This is a genomic window from Paraburkholderia lebeckiae, assembly GCF_014201005.1.
Taxonomy (GTDB): domain Bacteria; phylum Pseudomonadota; class Gammaproteobacteria; order Burkholderiales; family Burkholderiaceae; genus Paraburkholderia; species Paraburkholderia tuberum.
On sequence record NZ_JACHDK010000005.1, the window covers coordinates 286,746 to 303,614 of the forward strand.

A 16,869-nucleotide genomic window follows, 5' to 3' on the forward strand; every position below is an offset into this window, starting at 1 on the left:
GCCCGTGGACAAACCCGGGCCGCAGCACCTGCGGAACGCCGCTTAACCGCGGCACTTACATCTTGGACAGGTAGTCGAAGCCTTAGTTTAGGCGAGCATGGAGTCCTTGTAAATCATAGACTTCCAGGTCCTTCAGATAACGAAGACCCTCCACCGCCGCGCGTGCGCCCGACATCGTCGTGTAGTAGGTGACCTTGTTCGCCTGCGCGCTCATGCGGATCGAACGCGAATCGGCGATCGCCGCGCGCGTTTCGTCGACGGTCGTGAAGACGAGCGCGATCTCGCCGTTCTTGATCATGTCGACGATGTGCGGACGGCCATCCTTCACCTTGTTGACGACCTTGACTGGCACGCCGGCCGCTTCGATGGCGGCAGCCGTGCCCTTGGTCGCGACGATCGGGTAGCCGAGCTCGTGCAGCATGCGCGCGACTTCGACTGCCTTCGGTTTGTCGGCGTCCATCACGGTCAGCAGCACCGTGCCCGATTCGGGCAGACGCGAACCCGCCGCGAGCTGCGACTTGAACAGAGCCTCGCCGAACGTCTGGCCGACGCCCATCACTTCGCCGGTCGAACGCATTTCTGGTCCGAGCACCGGGTCGACAGCCGGGAACTTGACGAACGGGAACACCGCTTCCTTCACGCTGAAGTACGGCGGCTCGACTTCCTTCGTCACGCCTTGCGCGGCAAGCTTCTGGCCGACCATCGCGCGCGCTGCGATCTTCGCGAGCGGCAGGCTGGTCGCCTTCGACACGTACGGCACCGTGCGCGACGCGCGGGGGTTCACTTCGAGCACGTAGATGATGTCGTCCTTCGAGCCGTCAGCCTGCGGTACCTGCTGGATCGCGAACTGCACGTTCATCAGGCCGACCACGTTCAGCGCCTTCGCCATCGCGGCGGTCTGGCGCTTCAGTTCGGCGACGGTGGCCTTCGATAGCGAATACGGCGGCAGCGAGCAGGCTGAGTCGCCCGAGTGCACGCCCGCCTGTTCGATGTGCTCCATCACGCCGCCGATGAACACGGCATCGCCATCGGAAATGCAATCCACGTCGCATTCGATCGCGTCGTTCAGGAAGCGGTCGAGCAGCACCGGCGAGTCGTTCGACACCTTCACCGCCTCGCGCATATAGCGCTCGAGATCTCGCGGCTCGTGGACGATTTCCATCGCGCGGCCGCCCAGCACGTACGACGGACGCACGACGAGCGGATAGCCGATTTCGTCGGCGAGCTTCAGTGCTTCGTCTTCGGCGCGCGCGGTGCGGTTCGGCGGCTGGCGCAGACCGAGGTCCTGCAGCAGCTTCTGGAAGCGCTCGCGGTCTTCGGCCGCGTCGATCATGTCCGGCGACGTACCGATGATCGGCACACCGTTCGCCTCGAGGTCGAGCGCGAGCTTCAGCGGCGTCTGGCCGCCGTACTGCACGATCACGCCGACCGGCTTTTCCTTGTCGACGATTTCGAGCACGTCTTCGAGCGTCAGCGATTCGAAGTACAGACGGTCGGAGGTGTCGTAGTCGGTCGACACGGTTTCCGGGTTGCAGTTGACCATGATCGTTTCATAGCCGTCCTCGCGCATCGCGAGCGCGGCATGCACGCAGCAGTAGTCGAATTCGATACCCTGGCCGATCCGGTTCGGGCCGCCGCCCAGCACCATGATCTTCTTGTTGCTGGTCGGATTCGCTTCGCACTCTTCCTCGTAGGTCGAGTACATGTACGCGGTCCTGGTTGCGAACTCGGCCGCGCAGGTGTCGACGCGCTTATACACCGGACGCACGTTCAACTCGATACGACGCGCCCGCACGTCCGCCGGCTTCGCGCCGAGCAGCCCGGCCAGACGACGATCCGAGAAGCCGCTCTGTTTCAGATACTTCAGCTCCTCCTTCGTCAGGCTCGCCAGCGTGCGGCCTGCCAGCGCCTTTTCCTTCAGCACGATCTGTTCGATCTGCGCGAGGAACCACGGGTCGATCGCTGTCTCCTCGAAGATCTCTTGCGCGCTCATGCCCACACGGAACGCGTCGCCAACATACCAGATGCGATCCGGACCGGCTTCGCCGATCTCGCGGATGATCTCGTCGCGACTGGCGGTCTTTTCGTCGAGACCATCGACGCCGACTTCGAGGCCGCGCAGCGCTTTCTGGAACGACTCCTGGAACGTGCGGCCGATCGCCATCACTTCGCCGACCGATTTCATCTGCGTGGTCAGGCGCGAATCGGCTTCGCGGAACTTCTCGAACGCGAAACGCGGGATCTTCGTGACGACGTAGTCGATCGTCGGTTCAAACGACGCCGGGGTCTGGCCGCCGGTGATTTCGTTCTTGAGTTCATCCAGCGTGTAGCCGACCGCCAGCTTCGCCGCGACCTTCGCGATCGGGAAGCCGGTTGCCTTCGACGCCAGCGCCGACGAACGCGACACGCGCGGGTTCATTTCGATCACGATCATGCGGCCATCTTTCGGATTGGTCGAGAACTGCACGTTCGAGCCGCCGGTGTCGACGCCGATCTCGCGCAGCACCGCGAGCGACGCGTTACGCAGGATCTGGTATTCCTTGTCGGTCAGCGTCTGCGCCGGCGCGACCGTAATCGAGTCGCCGGTGTGGATGCCCATCGGGTCGAGGTTTTCGATCGAGCAGACGATGATGCAGTTGTCCGCCTTGTCGCGGACCACTTCCATTTCGTACTCTTTCCAGCCGAGCAGCGACTCTTCGATCAGCAGCTCGCGCGTCGGCGACAGGTCGAGACCGCGCTTGCAGATCTCTTCGAACTCGTCGCGGTTGTACGCGATGCCGCCGCCCGAGCCGCCCAGCGTGAACGACGGACGGATCACGACCGGATAGCCGCCGCTGCCGGTTTCCGCGCCGATCTTCGCCTGCACCTGCAGCGCTTCTTCCATCGAATGCGCGGTGCCCGACTTGGCCGAACCGAGGCCGATCTTCGTCATCGCGTCCTTGAACTTCTGACGGTCTTCCGCCTTGTCGATCGCTTCCGGCGATGCGCCGATCAGCTCGACCTCGTACTTCGCCAGCACGCCGTGCGCGTGCAGGTCGAGCGCGCAGTTCAGCGCGGTCTGGCCGCCCATCGTCGGCAGGATAGCGTCCGGGCGCTCCTTCGCGATGATGCGCTCGACCACTTCCCACGTGATCGGCTCGATATAGGTCACGTCGGCCGTGTTCGGGTCGGTCATGATCGTCGCCGGATTGCTGTTGACGAGAATGACCTTGTAGCCTTCCTCACGCAGCGCCTTGCATGCCTGCGCGCCCGAATAATCGAACTCGCACGCCTGACCGATGATGATCGGACCCGCGCCGATGATGAGGATGCTCTTGATGTCTGTCCGCTTGGGCATAACGCTCTCGCTAATGTATTGCTGAATTCTTTCCGTCGGCGCGCGCCATTTTCACGTTGCGCGCGCTGTTTCGCGGCATGTCCGCCGCGTAGCGCCGCGGGCTGCGGCGGCCGCCGCGAGCGGTTTCCGGCTGGCCTCTGCGGCAGGCCTGTACTACTTCAAGCCGCGGCGCTCTTGCCGTTCTTGTGCGCGTCCATCAACGCGGTGAAGCGGTCGAACAGGTACGCGATGTCGTTCGGACCGGGCGACGCTTCCGGGTGGCCCTGGAAGCAGAACGCCGGCTTGTCGGTCAGCGCGAAGCCCTGCAGCGTGCCGTCGAACAGCGACACGTGGGTGACGCGAGCGTTGGCGGGCAGCGTATCGGTATCGACCGCGAAACCATGGTTCTGCGACGTGATCACCACGCGGCCGTCTTCGAGATCCTTGACCGGATGGTTCGCGCCGTGATGGCCGGTCTTCATCTTCATCGTCTTCGCGCCGACCGCGAGGCCCATGATCTGGTGGCCCAGGCAGATGCCGAAGGTCGGAATGCCGCGCTCGATGAACTCCTTGGTCGCCGCGATCGCGTAGTCGCATGGCTCAGGGTCGCCCGGGCCGTTCGACAGGAACACGCCGTCGGGGTTGAGCGCGAGCGCGTCAGCGGCGCTCGCTTGCGCCGGCAGCACGGTGACATGGCAGCCGCGCTCGGCCAGCATGCGCAGGATGTTCTGCTTGACGCCGTAGTCGAATGCGACCACGCGGTACGTCGGCGCTTTCTGCTCGCCGTAGCCCGTGCCCAGACGCCATTCGGTTTTGGTCCACTCGTAGGTTTCCTGGGTCGACACGACCTTCGCGAGGTCCATGCCGGCGAGGCCCGGGAACGAGCGCGCGAGTTCGATGGCCTTCGCTTCGTCGTCGGAACCAGCGAGGATCGCGCCGCTTTGCGCGCCCTTGTCGCGCAGGAGGCGGGTCAGCTTGCGGGTGTCGACGCCGGCGATGGCGACCACGCCTTCGTCCTGCAGATATTGCGGGAGCGTGCGCTCCATGCGGAAGTTCGACGCGAGAACCGGCAGATCACGGATGATTAGGCCGGCGGCATGGACTTTCGTCGCTTCGACGTCTTCGGCGTTCACGCCGACGTTGCCGATATGCGGGTACGTGAGGGTCACGATCTGGCGCGCGTAGCTCGGGTCAGTCAGGATTTCCTGATAGCCGGTGATAGCGGTGTTGAACACGACTTCACCGATGGTATGCCCTGGGGCGCCGATCGAATAACCACGAAAGACCGTGCCGTCGGCGAGCGCGAGTAGAGCGGGAGAAAATGACGGCAACACGGGAGACTCCTTGGGGGAACACCCTGTTGCCACCTGTCTATCCGATTGCAAGCCGCAGCGAAGCACATCGTGGATGCGCGCGCAGACTCGCTCGCGAGCTGCCGGAGACGCTGCAAGGGGCGCGATGGGTCCATTGTGCGGACGACTCGGCTGGGTGTGGGCCCTTCTTGCTACGCCAATGGCGCGCGGCGGATGAACGGTATGAGGGAGGTAGGCGCTAGGGTGCGGGTGGATAAGCTCAAACCTTGAAATTATAGCCTGAATCCACTGTTCCCTCCAAATCTGAGATAGGACGAGGCGTTGAGGCGGCGTGCCGGGGCGGACCTTCAAAGCCTTGCCGGGCCGCGTCGCCAGGTACTTGCCGCGCCTGTCCATGTGGTTCTGTCGAGACACCAATATTGACGGGACCGAACCGCCGTGGCGGCCCCTCCGGGTCCGACGCAAGGCCTGGCGCGGCCGTTCAGGCCTCCTGCTCCGAGCGCATCTCGCCCGAACGGGCAAGCTGCCGACCCGGCAACACGTACCAGATCGCACTTAGCACCTGCAGCGCGACGAGGATTTTCCACGCGCTCAGATGCGCGAGCGCCGGGTAATGCCCGCCGCTCGCCGGCCAGTGCGACAGCACCGCGCCAACGCCGATCTGGAAACCGAAGATCAGCAGAAAAATAATTAGCGTCAGCGTCGTGTTGACCCGGCCGATCATCTGCGGCGGGAAATGCCGCGCCATCACCGCGTAGCTCAGGATCCCGGTGCCGCCGAAGATGCCGTAGGCGGCCCACAACAGGCTCGCCGGCAACGGCGCGTTAAACATGATGAGCATCTGCGTCAGCACATACAGCGCCATGCCGATGCCGCAGAACGCGTACAGCGAGAGGCCGCGCCGCTCGAGACTACGCGCCGCCGCGCCGAAACCGACGCAGCCGGCCATCATCGCGAAGCCGAGAATCGACACGAGCGCCGCCGCCTGGTGCGGCTCGAAGCCTTGTACGTCGCGCAGCCATGCTCCGACCCACAACGACTGCATTGCGTAGAAGACGCCTTGCGTAACGACCGAGAACGACGCGATTTTCCAGAACGCCGCGCTGCGCAGGATGTGCCATGTACCCTTGAACTGCGCGACGATGCTCGCCTGGCGATGCGTTTCGCGCGCGTCCGGAGCGAGCGTCCATTGCGCGAGCGCAACCGCTACCGTCAGCACACCGAGTCCGACGCAAACCGGGCGCCAGCTGGAAAAACCGAGCACCCACGTGAGCGGCGAACCGACCATCACGCCGCCGAAACCGCCGATCGCCATCACAAGCCCGTTCATCAATGGCAAACGCGCCACCGGAAAATGCTGCGCGAGCGCCTTGAACGCGGCGCCGAGGCACACCGACACGCCAACGCCGATCAGCAGCCGCCCGACCATCATCATGGCGAGACTGTGCGCGGCGCCGAATACCCAGATGCCGAGCGCGGCAAAAAGCAGCGTGACGGACGTCACGCGACGCGCGCCGAAGTGATCGAGCAGCACGCCAGCGGGGATCTGCGCGCCCGCGAAACCGAGGAAATACAGACTCGTCAGCACACCCAGATCGGCGGCTGACAGACCGAGATCGTGCGTGATGAACGGCGCGAAACCAAGATTGACGCCGCGAAACACGTAAGAGACGAAGTAGCCGGCGGAAAAAAGCAGAAAGACGCGCAGTTGGGTCGACGACATAAATCAGGAAGTAAACCTGGAAATGACCTCAAGAACCTCTCCCGAGGTTCGGACGGATCAGGGCGGACCGGCACCCCGCGGGCCGAAGCACGAACAATAAAGTAAATACCGCGAACGCGCAGGAATCGTCCGCGCAATGAAAAACGCCGTCACCCTGAGGTGACGGCGTTGGATGAACACGATACGTGATCGGAGCGCAATCCATGCGCTGCCCCCGCAACGCATGTGGTCACTACCGTGAGAGCCGCTATTGGTCTATTTACCCTTCTTCTTCGCGTTGGCCACGGTCTTCGGGCGGCTCTCAGCCGCGGCCTTCGACGCCTTGCCGGGCTCCGAGGCCGAGACCTTCTCGATCTTGCCTTTGCTGGCAACGGGCGCCGCCGGCTTGTTACCCTTGCCGCCCGGCTCGGAGACTTTGACGACGGCGGAGTGGCCGCGCCCTTTCTTCTTATCGTAGCGCGAATCGCCGTGTGTGTCTGCGACGTGGACACCAATCTTCTGCACACTGCCGCCTTGCACGTCGGCGGCGATCTTTTCCGGACCCGGCTCGCTGGGTACCGGCTTGCCGACCGGCACGTGCAGCACGATCACCTGGCCACGCGAAACCTGATCGCGATGCGTCCTGTTCCACGCCTTCAGCTGACCGACCGACACGCCGTAGCGCAATGCGATGGCCGCCATCGACTGATTGCGACGCACGCGGATCAGCATCTTGCGCGTGTCGGGTACATCGGGTTCCATCGCGAGCACCGCGCTTTCGGCGACGTCGGCGCTGATGTCTTCATCGTCGTCCGAGCCGCGCGGCACGACGATCGTCGAGCCCGGCTTCAGGCGCATACCGACCGGAATCTTGTTCACTTCCATCAGCGTGTCGGGGTCGACGCCGATCTTCTGTGCGATCGCCGCGGGCGTCGCGCGTGCATCGACCGTGTAGGTGGTCCAGGACGACAGCGAGCCCGAGTACGTTTTCAGATTGCGCTCGAATGCGGACGCGTTGTCGAAAGGCAACAGAATCTGCGGCTGCGTCGCGCCGAGAATCACCGGCTTCCTGAACGACGGGTTCAGCGAACGGAACTCGTCCGTCGACATGTTGGCGAGCCGCGCGGCGACGTCGACGTCGATGTCGTGCGAGGTCGTGACCGTCACGAAGTACGGGTGGTTCGGAATAGACGGCAGGGTGAGCCCGTACATCTGCGGGTTCATCACGAGGTTCTTGACCGCTTGCAGCTTCGGCACGTAGTTGCGCGTTTCGTTCGGCAGACGCAGGCTCATGTAGTCGGTCGGCAGACCCGCCGCCTCGTTGCGCGCGATCGCGCGCTGCACGTTGCCCTCGCCCCAGTTATACGCAGCGAGCGCGAGTTGCCAGTCGCCGAACATGTCGTGCAGGTTCGACAGGTAGTCGAGCGCGGCACTGGTCGACGCAAGCACGTCGCGGCGCTCGTCCTGCCACATGTTCTGCTTCAGGTTGTAGGTCCGGCCCGTGCCCGGCATGAACTGCCACATACCTGCAGCCTTGGCGACCGACAAAGCCTGCGGGCTATATGCAGACTCGATGAACGGCAAGAGCGCGAGCTCGGTCGGCATATGGCGCGACTCAAGTTCCTCGACGATGTGATACAGGTATTTCTGCGAACGCTCGGTCATGCGCTGCACGTAATCGGGACGCTGCAGATACCAGTTGAGCTGCATGTCGACGAGGTCGCTCTGCAGGTCCGGCATCTGGAAGCCACGGCGAATGCGGCCCCACAGATCGGCGTCCTGGCTCGTCAACTGATTGACGGAGCTCTGGTCGACATTGATTGTTTCTTTAGCGGTGGCGTTCTTGCGAAGGGCGTCGGCTACGGCCTGCTGGCTGGCGGGGTTGTTGGCGGTATTCGTCGTCGGTCCCTGACTCGCGCACGCGGCGAGTGTCAGGACCAATAACGCACTTAAGATAAATCGCATGAACGTCTCGGTTTCCACAAGGGCTGGAATTTGCAGCCGATAGTACGAAACGTCAACGTTTCCGTCAATTGGAAAATCAAGAAAAAAATCAACCAAATCTGGGGCTTGGCGAATTTTTCCGATTCATCGCGTGAAGAACCTCCGAATGCGCTCCGGATCAACGGAAGCGGTTCTTCCATTCGCGCATCAATGTGAAGGCCTTGAGCCGGTCAGACACCGTTTCGTGCAATCGTGCTTCGAGGTTCGACTGGATCGCCGGCTCGCCTGCGCGCAGGAACGGATTGACCGCGCGCTCGTGCGCGATCGTGGTCGGTAACGTCGGCTGGTGGCGGGCGCGCAACTCGTTCGCCTTGTCGCGCCACGCCTGTAGTTCGGCATTGTGCGGCTCGCAAGCGAGCGCGAAGCGAATGTTCGACAGCGTGTATTCGTGTGCGCAATGCACTTCGGTTGCGCCGGGCAGCGCGGCGAGCGAATCGAGCGAGTTCAGCATCTGCTGCGGCGTGCCTTCGAAGAGGCGCCCGCAACCGCACGCGAACAGTGTGTCGCCGCAAAACACGTGCGGCGTGCCGCGCGTATCGGCCGCCTGGAAATAGGCGATGTGTCCGCTCGTGTGACCGGGCACGTCGAGCACGCTGAATTCAAGTGCGGGTGCGGCGATCGTCACGTGATCGCCACTTTTGAGACGATGTGTCAGGTGCGCGATCGCTTCGCCGGCGGGGCCGTAGACCGGGACGTCCTGGCCGCTCAGCAGATCGGCCACCCCGCCGACGTGGTCTTGATGATGGTGCGTGAGTAAAATAGCGCTCAGCCGCCAGCCTCGTTGCGCCAGACAGGCGCGCACAGGAGCGGCTTCGCCCGGATCGACGACGACCGCGTGGTGTCCGTCGGCAACGACCCAGATGTAATTGTCTTCAAACGCCGGGACCGGTACGTACTCGAGCGCATTCATAGGCGACGCATTTTTAATATGACTGACCGAGCGATTATAGACTGGCCCGCCTGGACCGATTCGCCGCCAGGCCGCTACGTGCTCGACTGGGAGCAAACCCAGCTCGATCGCGTGGTGTCGGACGTGTTCGGCTATCATGCGCTACAACTCGGCCTGCCGCAGCTCGACGCGTTGCGCGAGAACCGCATGCCGTGCCGCGGCCTCGTGCTCGACGCGGCGAGCGGCGCGAGCGCGCCGTACACGTATCCGCGCTCGGCACGTCGTGGTAGCGTGAGCGGCATCAGCAGCGCGGGCAACGCTGGCGACGACAATCCCGCGAACGCCGCGCCAGACGCCCCTGGTCTGCACGCGCCGGCCGGGCGCAGCGCGGTCTGGTGCGACCTGCTCGATCTGCCGTTCGAAGCGCAAAGCGTCGACCTGCTCGTGATGCCCCATACGCTCGAATTCACCAGCGACCCGCATCGGCTGCTGCGCGAAGCCGAACGCGTGCTGGTGCCTGAGGGCCAACTGATCATCCTCGGCTTCAACTCGTTGTCGCTGTGGGGCGTACGGCAGTCTATCGGCAAGATGACAGGCCGCCCGTTCGTGCCCTCCGCCGTCGATCTGATCGCGTTCACGCGCCTGAAGGACTGGATCAAGCTGCTCGGCTTCGATCTTGAACGCGGGCGCTTCGGCTGCTATCGTCCGCCGCTCGCGAGCGATCATTGGCTCGCGCGTTACGGCTTCATGGAAGCCGCCGGCGACCGCTGGTGGCCGATTTTCGGCGCCACCTACATGATCAAGGCGATCAAGCGCGTGCGCGGCATGCGTCTCGTCGGGCCGCTCAAAGTGAAAAAGACCGTGCTTGCGGCAGGCCTCGCGCCCGCCGCCACCCCGAACACACGAAACCACACCGAATGACTCCAGATCACATCGACATCTATACCGACGGCGCTTGCAAGGGCAATCCCGGCCCTGGCGGCTGGGGCGCGTTGCTGCGCTTCGGCAGCCAGGAAAAAGAACTGTTCGGCGGCGAGGCCAACACGACCAACAATCGCATGGAGCTGATGGGCGTAATTTCCGCGCTCGAGGCGTTGAAGCGCCCTTGCAAAGCGATCGTGCACACCGATTCGCAATACGTACAGAAAGGCATCAGCGAGTGGATTCACGGCTGGAAGAAAAAAGGCTGGATCACCGCGGCGAAGCAGCCGGTCAAGAACGCCGATCTGTGGAAGCGGCTCGATACGCTCGTCGCGCAACACGAGATTGAATGGCGCTGGGTGCGCGGCCACAATGGCCATCCGGAAAACGAGCGCGCCGATCAGTTGGCCAATCGCGGCGTCGCATCGCTCGCCGAGATGTAAAGAGCGTGCGTGCGCGCATCGGCAACGACGCGCGCCGCCCTCCCCGCTTTTTTTTCCGCAATTTTTTCGAAGCAGGCTAATCCGACATGCGCCAACTGATCCTCGATACCGAAACTACCGGCCTGAACGCCCGCGGCGGCGACCGGATTCTCGAACTCGGTTGCGTCGAGCTCGTGAATCGCCGGCTGACCGGCAACAACCTGCACTTCTATATCAACCCCGAGCGCGACAGCGATCCGGGCGCGCTCGCGGTGCACGGCCTCACCACGGAATTTTTGAGCGACAAGCCGAAGTTCGCGGAGATCATCGACCAGGTCCGCGATTTCATCCAGGACGCAGACCTGATCATCCACAACGCGCCATTCGACATCGGTTTTCTCGACGCCGAGTTCGCGCTGCTCGGTCTGCCGCCAGTGAGCACGCACTGCGGCGAGATCATCGACACGCTCGCGCAAGCCAAGCAGATGTTTCCCGGCAAGCGCAATTCGCTCGATGCGCTGTGCGACCGCTTCGGCATCAGCAATGCGCACCGTACGCTGCACGGCGCGCTGCTCGACTCGGAACTGCTCGCCGAGGTCTACCTGGCGATGACGCGCGGTCAGGAAAGCCTCGTCATTGACATGCTCGGCGAAGCGCAGGTCGGCGGCGATACGCATGCGCCGCGTGTCGCGCTCGACTCGCTGGAGCTGGTCGTGATCGCTGCGAGCGACGACGAAAGCGCCGCGCACGAAGCCGTACTCGACGATCTCGACAAGGCACTCAAAGGCGCGAGCGTATGGCGTCTTGAACCCGCGCCAGCAACTGATGAGCAAACCGCTTAAAAAAGACTGGACGAACCCTAAACTCCCTGACATAATTTCGATCTCTTCGGGTGGTTAGCTCAGCGGTAGAGCACTGCCTTCACACGGCAGGGGTCACTGGTTCGATCCCAGTACTACCCACCAGATTCTTGGTGTGTCGATCACCGGAGACAAAAGGGCTTACGCAGCAATGCGTAAGCCCTTTTTCTATTGTCGGCAAATACGTCGCGTGCGTCATACGAGATACCGTTGGCTATAGAACCACGTCGTTCCGTAGGTTGGCGAGCGCCCCGCACTGTTGCTATATTCGGCAAACGGGCATTCGCCCCGTCCGGCTCCGTCCGGTTTCTCCATCTTGAACCATCTCAGGGAGGCGCCACATGTTTGCAGTGCATCGCGTGCTCCCCAGCATGGTTCCACGACCGTCGGCCCGTCCGCCACGACCGATGCGACCTTGAAGCCGCAGCGTGGTCGCTGATGCGCCTCTGCCTCGGTAGGCGCCGCGTTCATTCCAGACAGTCCGCTGTTCCATTGCCGTTGTTTGCCGTCGTATTTTTTCGCGCGTTCCCGCGCGCATTCCGGCATCCGCTGGCTGTCTACCCTTTTTTTCGCTTCTGACTGGAATCTCGGCGCGCACGTGCTTCGCCGGGTCCAAAGCAAATGGCCAACAGAAAACTCGCCTTTCGCGGACAAGCCTTCAAGGATGTCCTCGGCTTCACCTTTAGTCACTGGGCGCAACAGCCGTGGCGCATCGTCGTGATCGCGGCGCTCGCGCTGTTCACGGCGGGCGCGGACATCCTGACGCCGGTCTTCGCCGGACGTCTCGTCGACGCGATCGCGGCCGGTCCGGCGTCGTCGGCGCCCGTCTGGCATCACGCGCTCGCGGCCTTCGGCGCGCTCGCCGCGCTCGGCCTCGCCGCGACGCTGCTGCGCCAGGGCGTGTACTTCAACATCATCCGCTTCACGCTGAAGATGATGAGCGAGATCGCCGCGCGCGCGTTTCATCGCGTACAGCGCTTTTCGACCGACTGGCACGCGAACAGCTTCGCCGGCTCCACCGTGCGCAAGATCACGCGCGGCATGTGGGCGCTCGACCTGCTGAATGACACACTGCTGATCGCGCTGCTGCCATCGCTGGCGATGCTGATCGGCGCGACCCTGCTGCTCGGCTCGCGCTGGCCCATGATGGGCATCGTCGTCGGCATCGGCTCGCTGCTGTACATCGGCGCGACCGTGACGGTGTCGCTGGGCTTCGTCGCGCCGTCCGCGCGTCTCGCGAACGCGTGGGACACACGCATGGGCGGCGCGCTCGCCGATGCGGTCAGTTGCAACGGCGTCGTCAAGGCATTCGGCGCGGAAGCGCGCGAGGAAGCGCGCCTCGCGCACGTGATCGGCAAATGGCGGCAACGCACACGCCGCACGTGGGTGCGCGGCACGCTCAACGGCGGCCTCCAGGGCGGCATGCTGGCCGCGATCCAGGCGGCGATTCTCGGCGTGGCGGTACTGCTGTGGGCACGCGGCGAAGCGAGCGTCGGCGACATCACGTTCGCGCTGACGATGTTCTTCATGCTGCAAGGCTATCTGCGTGACATCGGCATGCACATCCGTAACCTGCAGCGCTCGGTCAACGACATGGAGGAGCTGGTGTCGCTCGAGAGTCAGCCGCTCGGCGTTGAGGATCGTCCCGGCGCCGGCCCCATCGCGATTCGCGACGGCGAGATCCGCTTCGAGCACGTGTCGTTTCACTATGGCGCGCACAGCCGGCCGCTCTACGACGACTTTTCCATCCGAATCGCGCCGGGCGAGCGCGTCGGGCTGGTCGGCCATTCCGGCTCGGGCAAGACGACCTTCATCAAGCTGATCCAGCGCCTTCACGACATTTCGGGCGGGCGGATCACGATCGACGGCCAGGACATCGCGCAGGTCCAGCAAGCGTCGCTGCGCAGCCAGATCGCGATCGTCCAGCAGGAGCCGGTACTGTTTCACCGCTCGCTTGCCGAGAACATCGCGTATGGACGGCCCGGCGCGAGCCGCGCCGACATCGAGCGGGCCGCGCGGCTCGCGAGCGCGCACGACTTCATCGCCGCGCTGCCGAACGGCTACGACACGCTGGTCGGCGAACGCGGCATCAAGCTATCGGGCGGCGAGCGTCAACGCGTCGCGATCGCGCGGGCATTTATCGCCGACGCGCCGATCCTGATCCTCGACGAAGCCACGTCGAGCCTCGACAGCGAAAGCGAAGTGCTGATCCAGCGCGCGATGGACCGGCTGATGCAGGGGCGCACGACGCTGGTGGTCGCGCATCGGCTGTCGACGGTGCGCGCGCTCGACCGGCTCCTCGTGCTCGACAAGGGCAAGGTGATCGAGGAAGGCAGCCACGACGCGCTGATCAAACGCGACAGCGGCTTGTACCGTCGCTTGTTCGAGCGTCAGGCGCTGGAGCTGATCAAGGGTCTCGGCGAGCCGGAGCTCGTGCGCGAGTCGGCAAAGGTCAAAGCCGACCGGGTCGACGATTCTGGCTTGCTGGTCGGCTAGCGCGACGCAGGCATGCACCAGGCTTCACGGCAAACGATGCCACGCCTGGCGCCACCAGCCCCTGGCAATAGATGGCCCGCCGCGCTATACCGCGCCGGCGGGCAACCCGATGCCGCGCGCCATTCCGGTCGCGGCAAACACCATCAGAACCAGCAGCACGGTCTGGATCACGCTGAAATGCGCGTAGGATCGCGCCTTCTTCAGATTCGGCGCCGCGCCGCTGCGGATCGACGCGCGCCAGCGCATCAGACCGAGCATCGTGGGCACTTCGAGGATCAGGATCAGCACCAGCAACGTCATCTTCACGTGAAAGAGCGGCTGGTGCAGGTAGTAGTCGGCGCCCTTCTCATAGCTACCGAACATGCGCATCAGGCCGGTCACGATCAGCACCAGCGCGGCGATGCCCCAGCGTGAATCGGCGCGGAACACCGAACGCAACGCGGCGGGCACCGACGCGCGACGCAGCGACCACGTGCGTCTGAGAATCGACGCGAGCGCAAAACCATAAGCGAGCAGATGAAGGGCGGCAAGCAACCAGCGAACCAGCATGGCGACTCCTGCGAAAGACGCAATACGATCGATGAGTGTCCCACTCGCCCGCCTGCAGGCCGGGCGCCTTGATTGCATTATCGACGAAGCTTCGCTTCGGGATGCGTGCATCGGCCACGCGATGTGACCGATAGCACAAAACATGCAGCGTCAGACCTGGCGCAGCGTCGTGTCGAGCGCGCGGGCGGCGACGCGATCGCCTTCGGTCGTCAGCGCGGCGCGGAAAACGGTCTGCCGGTTATGACCCGCGGCGGCCGGCGAATCCCACAGCAACTCGACCTTCGGACGTACGCCGAACGCGCTGCGCGCAAGCGAGGGCGCCGCGACCGACCCTATCGGCGCCGCTGACGCGCCGGCCTCGCCCGCCGCGCCGAACGCGACCGCGGGCGCCGGCGTCGCGCGCGCATTGGAACCGCTCGCCCAGCGCACCGACAATTCGCGCGCATCGTATTGCCCCACCTTGCGCCGCTCGGCCCACACGACGACGGTGCGGGTCAGCGGATCGAGCGACACCGCATAGCGGTCGATCGCAAAGCGCCGCGCGGCCACATTGGTGCGCCACAACGGCAACGGCCGGCAGATCCACAAGACGATCGCGTACAGCACCGGCGCCGCGACGAGCCAACCGTTGGTGGCCGCGACCGCCTGCATCGCGCGACGCCAGCCTGCGCTCGCGACGAACGCGCCGACCGACCACAGCGCAAACAGGAACCCGAGGAACGCGAACAGGCGCAGCGCCTGACGCAGCCATTGCGGCAACGGATGGAACGGACGCTCCGCGACGGCGCGCGCGCCCGGCAGGAAGATCAGCAGGAATAGAAAGACAAGGTTGATACATGCCCACGGCGAAGACGCCATCGCGGTCAGCGCGGTGCTCAGATTCATCTCGGACATCGAGAAAAGCCAGCGGGCGGCGAGCACGAGACCGATGGCGCGCAACGTAAAAATCGTTCCGGCGCCGGGCGCGGCGTTCGCACGCGTCTCTTTCGTTCTCGCCAAGGCATCCTCCTGTCGTAGGCGGCACCGCAGCCCAATTTGCGGCACGGCAATTATAGGGATATTACCGAGACTGGCTCGTTCGCGCCGCGCGGAAACCCGTATTTTCAGTTGCGCCTATGAAAAACGCGGCGCACATGCAACAACGCCCCGCCGGCGACGTGCCGGCGGGGCGTTCAGAGCAGCGAGGCAAGCGTGCAACGGATCCCTGCCGCCAGCGTTTTATCTACCGCGAAACAATCGCGGCGAATCAACCGCCAATCAGCCCGCGTTGACTTCGCGCAGCACCGTGCGATGCTTGCGGCGCAGCAGCTCTTCATAGGTGGCGACGTAGTTCTGCGCCATCACTTTCGACGAGAAGCGTGCCTCGAACGCCTTGCGCACGCCAGCGCGGGGCAGCGTGTGCAGACGTTTGACGGCGGCGACCGCGCTGATTTCGTCTTCGACGACGAAACCCGACACGCCGTTTTCGATCACTTCCGGCACCGAACCGCGATTGAACGCGATCACCGGCGTGCCGCAAGCCATCGCCTCGATCATCACGAGACCGAAGGGCTCCGGCCAGTCGATCGGGAACACCAATGCGTGCGCATTGCCGAGAAACTCGCGCTTTTCAGCTTCGCCGATTTCGCCGATGTACTCGACGTGCGACAACGACATCAGCGGCTTGATGACTTCTTCGTAGTAGGCACGGTCGGCCTTGTCGATCTTGGCGGCGACCTTGAGCTTCATGCCTGCCTGCCCGGCGATGCGAATCGCCCTGTCAAGCCCCTTCTCCGGCGAGACGCGGCCCAGGAATGCGAGGTAGCCGGGCTCGACGTTGGGAATCGGCTTGAGCACGTCTTCCGGCAGACCGTGATAGACGGTTTGCAGCCAGTGCGCCTGCGGCAGCGGAATGCGCTGGTTGTCCGAGATCGACACGACCGGCACGTCATTGAACGTGTTGAAGATCGGCTGCAGTTCAGGCAGATCGAGACGGCCGTGCAGCGTCGTGACGAACGGCACAGGTTGACGCGCGAACAGCGAGAACGGGTAGTAGTCGATGTGGAAATGCAGCACGTCGAATTCGTCCGCGCGGCGGCGCACTTCTTCAAGCAGCAGCATGTGCGGCGCCATCACGTCGCGGATCGTCGGGTCGAGGCGCAGCGCCTGCGGCCAGAAGGCTTCGAGCTTCGCCGAGGTTTGCGAATCGCCGCTGGCAAACAGCGTGACGTCGTGGCCCTGCTCGACCAGCGCCTCGGTCAGATAGGACACCACGCGTTCGGTACCACCGTACAGCTTGGGAGGCACCGCCTCGTGCAGCGGAGCGATTTGGGCGATTCGCATATTGACGAACTCCTAGTAAAAAATCAGGCAAAGGTACTGCATTTGGAAAAAGCGACTCGCTTGCTCGCCAGGGCA

General features: G+C 63.9%; 12 protein-coding genes and 1 tRNA gene. 5 read left to right on the plus strand and 8 right to left on the minus strand.

The window, feature by feature from the left end; translation table 11 throughout:
* Positions 1 to 82: 82 nt before the first annotated feature.
* The 5 genes from carB to gloB all read right to left on the minus strand — a co-directional run bounded on the left by carB (position 83) and on the right by gloB (position 9,245).
* Entirely contained in the window at positions 83 to 3,337 is a 3,255-nt protein-coding gene (gene carB / locus HDG39_RS12515; protein ID WP_184006237.1) for a carbamoyl-phosphate synthase large subunit, read from the minus strand.
* A gap of 158 nt (positions 3,338 to 3,495) precedes the next feature.
* Positions 3,496 to 4,650 carry a glutamine-hydrolyzing carbamoyl-phosphate synthase small subunit gene (gene carA, locus HDG39_RS12520; RefSeq protein WP_184006238.1) on the minus strand — a complete coding sequence of 385 codons (1,155 nt, stop codon included), beginning with the start codon at positions 4,648 to 4,650 and terminating at the stop codon, positions 3,496 to 3,498.
* Positions 4,651 to 5,110: 460 nt separating this feature from the next.
* Positions 5,111 to 6,352: an MFS transporter gene (locus HDG39_RS12525; RefSeq protein WP_184006239.1), complete on the minus strand. Its 1,242-nt coding sequence runs from the start codon at positions 6,350 to 6,352 to the stop codon at positions 5,111 to 5,113.
* A 255-nt stretch (positions 6,353 to 6,607) separates the two neighbouring features.
* Complete coding sequence (locus tag HDG39_RS12530; protein ID WP_184006240.1) at positions 6,608 to 8,296, minus strand: transglycosylase SLT domain-containing protein; 1,689 nt, start codon at positions 8,294 to 8,296, stop codon at positions 6,608 to 6,610.
* A 157-nt stretch (positions 8,297 to 8,453) separates the two neighbouring features.
* Positions 8,454 to 9,245: a hydroxyacylglutathione hydrolase gene (gloB, locus tag HDG39_RS12535; RefSeq protein ID WP_184006241.1), complete on the minus strand. Its 792-nt coding sequence runs from the start codon at positions 9,243 to 9,245 to the stop codon at positions 8,454 to 8,456.
* A gap of 18 nt (positions 9,246 to 9,263) precedes the next feature.
* Between gloB and HDG39_RS12540 the strand changes: the two genes are divergently transcribed.
* The 5 genes from HDG39_RS12540 (at position 9,264) to HDG39_RS12560 (ending at position 13,923) form a co-directional block, all read left to right on the plus strand.
* Positions 9,264 to 10,145 (plus strand): class I SAM-dependent methyltransferase, encoded by an 882-nt coding sequence (locus HDG39_RS12540; protein WP_184006242.1) that lies wholly within the window; start codon positions 9,264 to 9,266, stop codon positions 10,143 to 10,145.
* Positions 10,142 to 10,588 (plus strand): ribonuclease HI, encoded by a 447-nt coding sequence (gene rnhA / locus HDG39_RS12545; protein ID WP_018421250.1) that lies wholly within the window; start codon positions 10,142 to 10,144, stop codon positions 10,586 to 10,588. The genes HDG39_RS12540 and rnhA overlap by 4 nt, the downstream gene beginning before the upstream one ends.
* Before the next feature lie 86 nt (positions 10,589 to 10,674).
* Positions 10,675 to 11,409, plus strand: coding sequence for a DNA polymerase III subunit epsilon (gene dnaQ, locus HDG39_RS12550; RefSeq protein ID WP_018421251.1), 735 nt, complete (start codon positions 10,675 to 10,677; stop codon positions 11,407 to 11,409).
* 48 nt (positions 11,410 to 11,457) lie between these two features.
* Positions 11,458 to 11,532 (plus strand) — tRNA-Val (locus HDG39_RS12555).
* Positions 11,533 to 12,048: 516 nt separating this feature from the next.
* A complete protein-coding gene (locus HDG39_RS12560; RefSeq protein WP_184006243.1) occupies positions 12,049 to 13,923 on the plus strand; it encodes an ABC transporter ATP-binding protein in 1,875 nt (624 codons plus the stop codon).
* An 84-nt stretch (positions 13,924 to 14,007) separates the two neighbouring features.
* Here the strand turns inward: HDG39_RS12560 and HDG39_RS12565 are convergent, their stop codons facing one another.
* From HDG39_RS12565 to HDG39_RS12575, 3 genes are all read right to left on the minus strand, one after another.
* A complete protein-coding gene (locus HDG39_RS12565; protein ID WP_184006244.1) occupies positions 14,008 to 14,472 on the minus strand; it encodes a DUF2214 family protein in 465 nt (154 codons plus the stop codon).
* Positions 14,473 to 14,622: 150 nt separating this feature from the next.
* Positions 14,623 to 15,471, minus strand: coding sequence for a hypothetical protein (locus HDG39_RS12570; RefSeq protein WP_184006245.1), 849 nt, complete (start codon positions 15,469 to 15,471; stop codon positions 14,623 to 14,625).
* A 258-nt stretch (positions 15,472 to 15,729) separates the two neighbouring features.
* Complete coding sequence (locus HDG39_RS12575) at positions 15,730 to 16,794, minus strand: glycosyltransferase family 4 protein (RefSeq protein WP_090801132.1); 1,065 nt, start codon at positions 16,792 to 16,794, stop codon at positions 15,730 to 15,732.
* Positions 16,795 to 16,869: the final 75 nt, after the last annotated feature.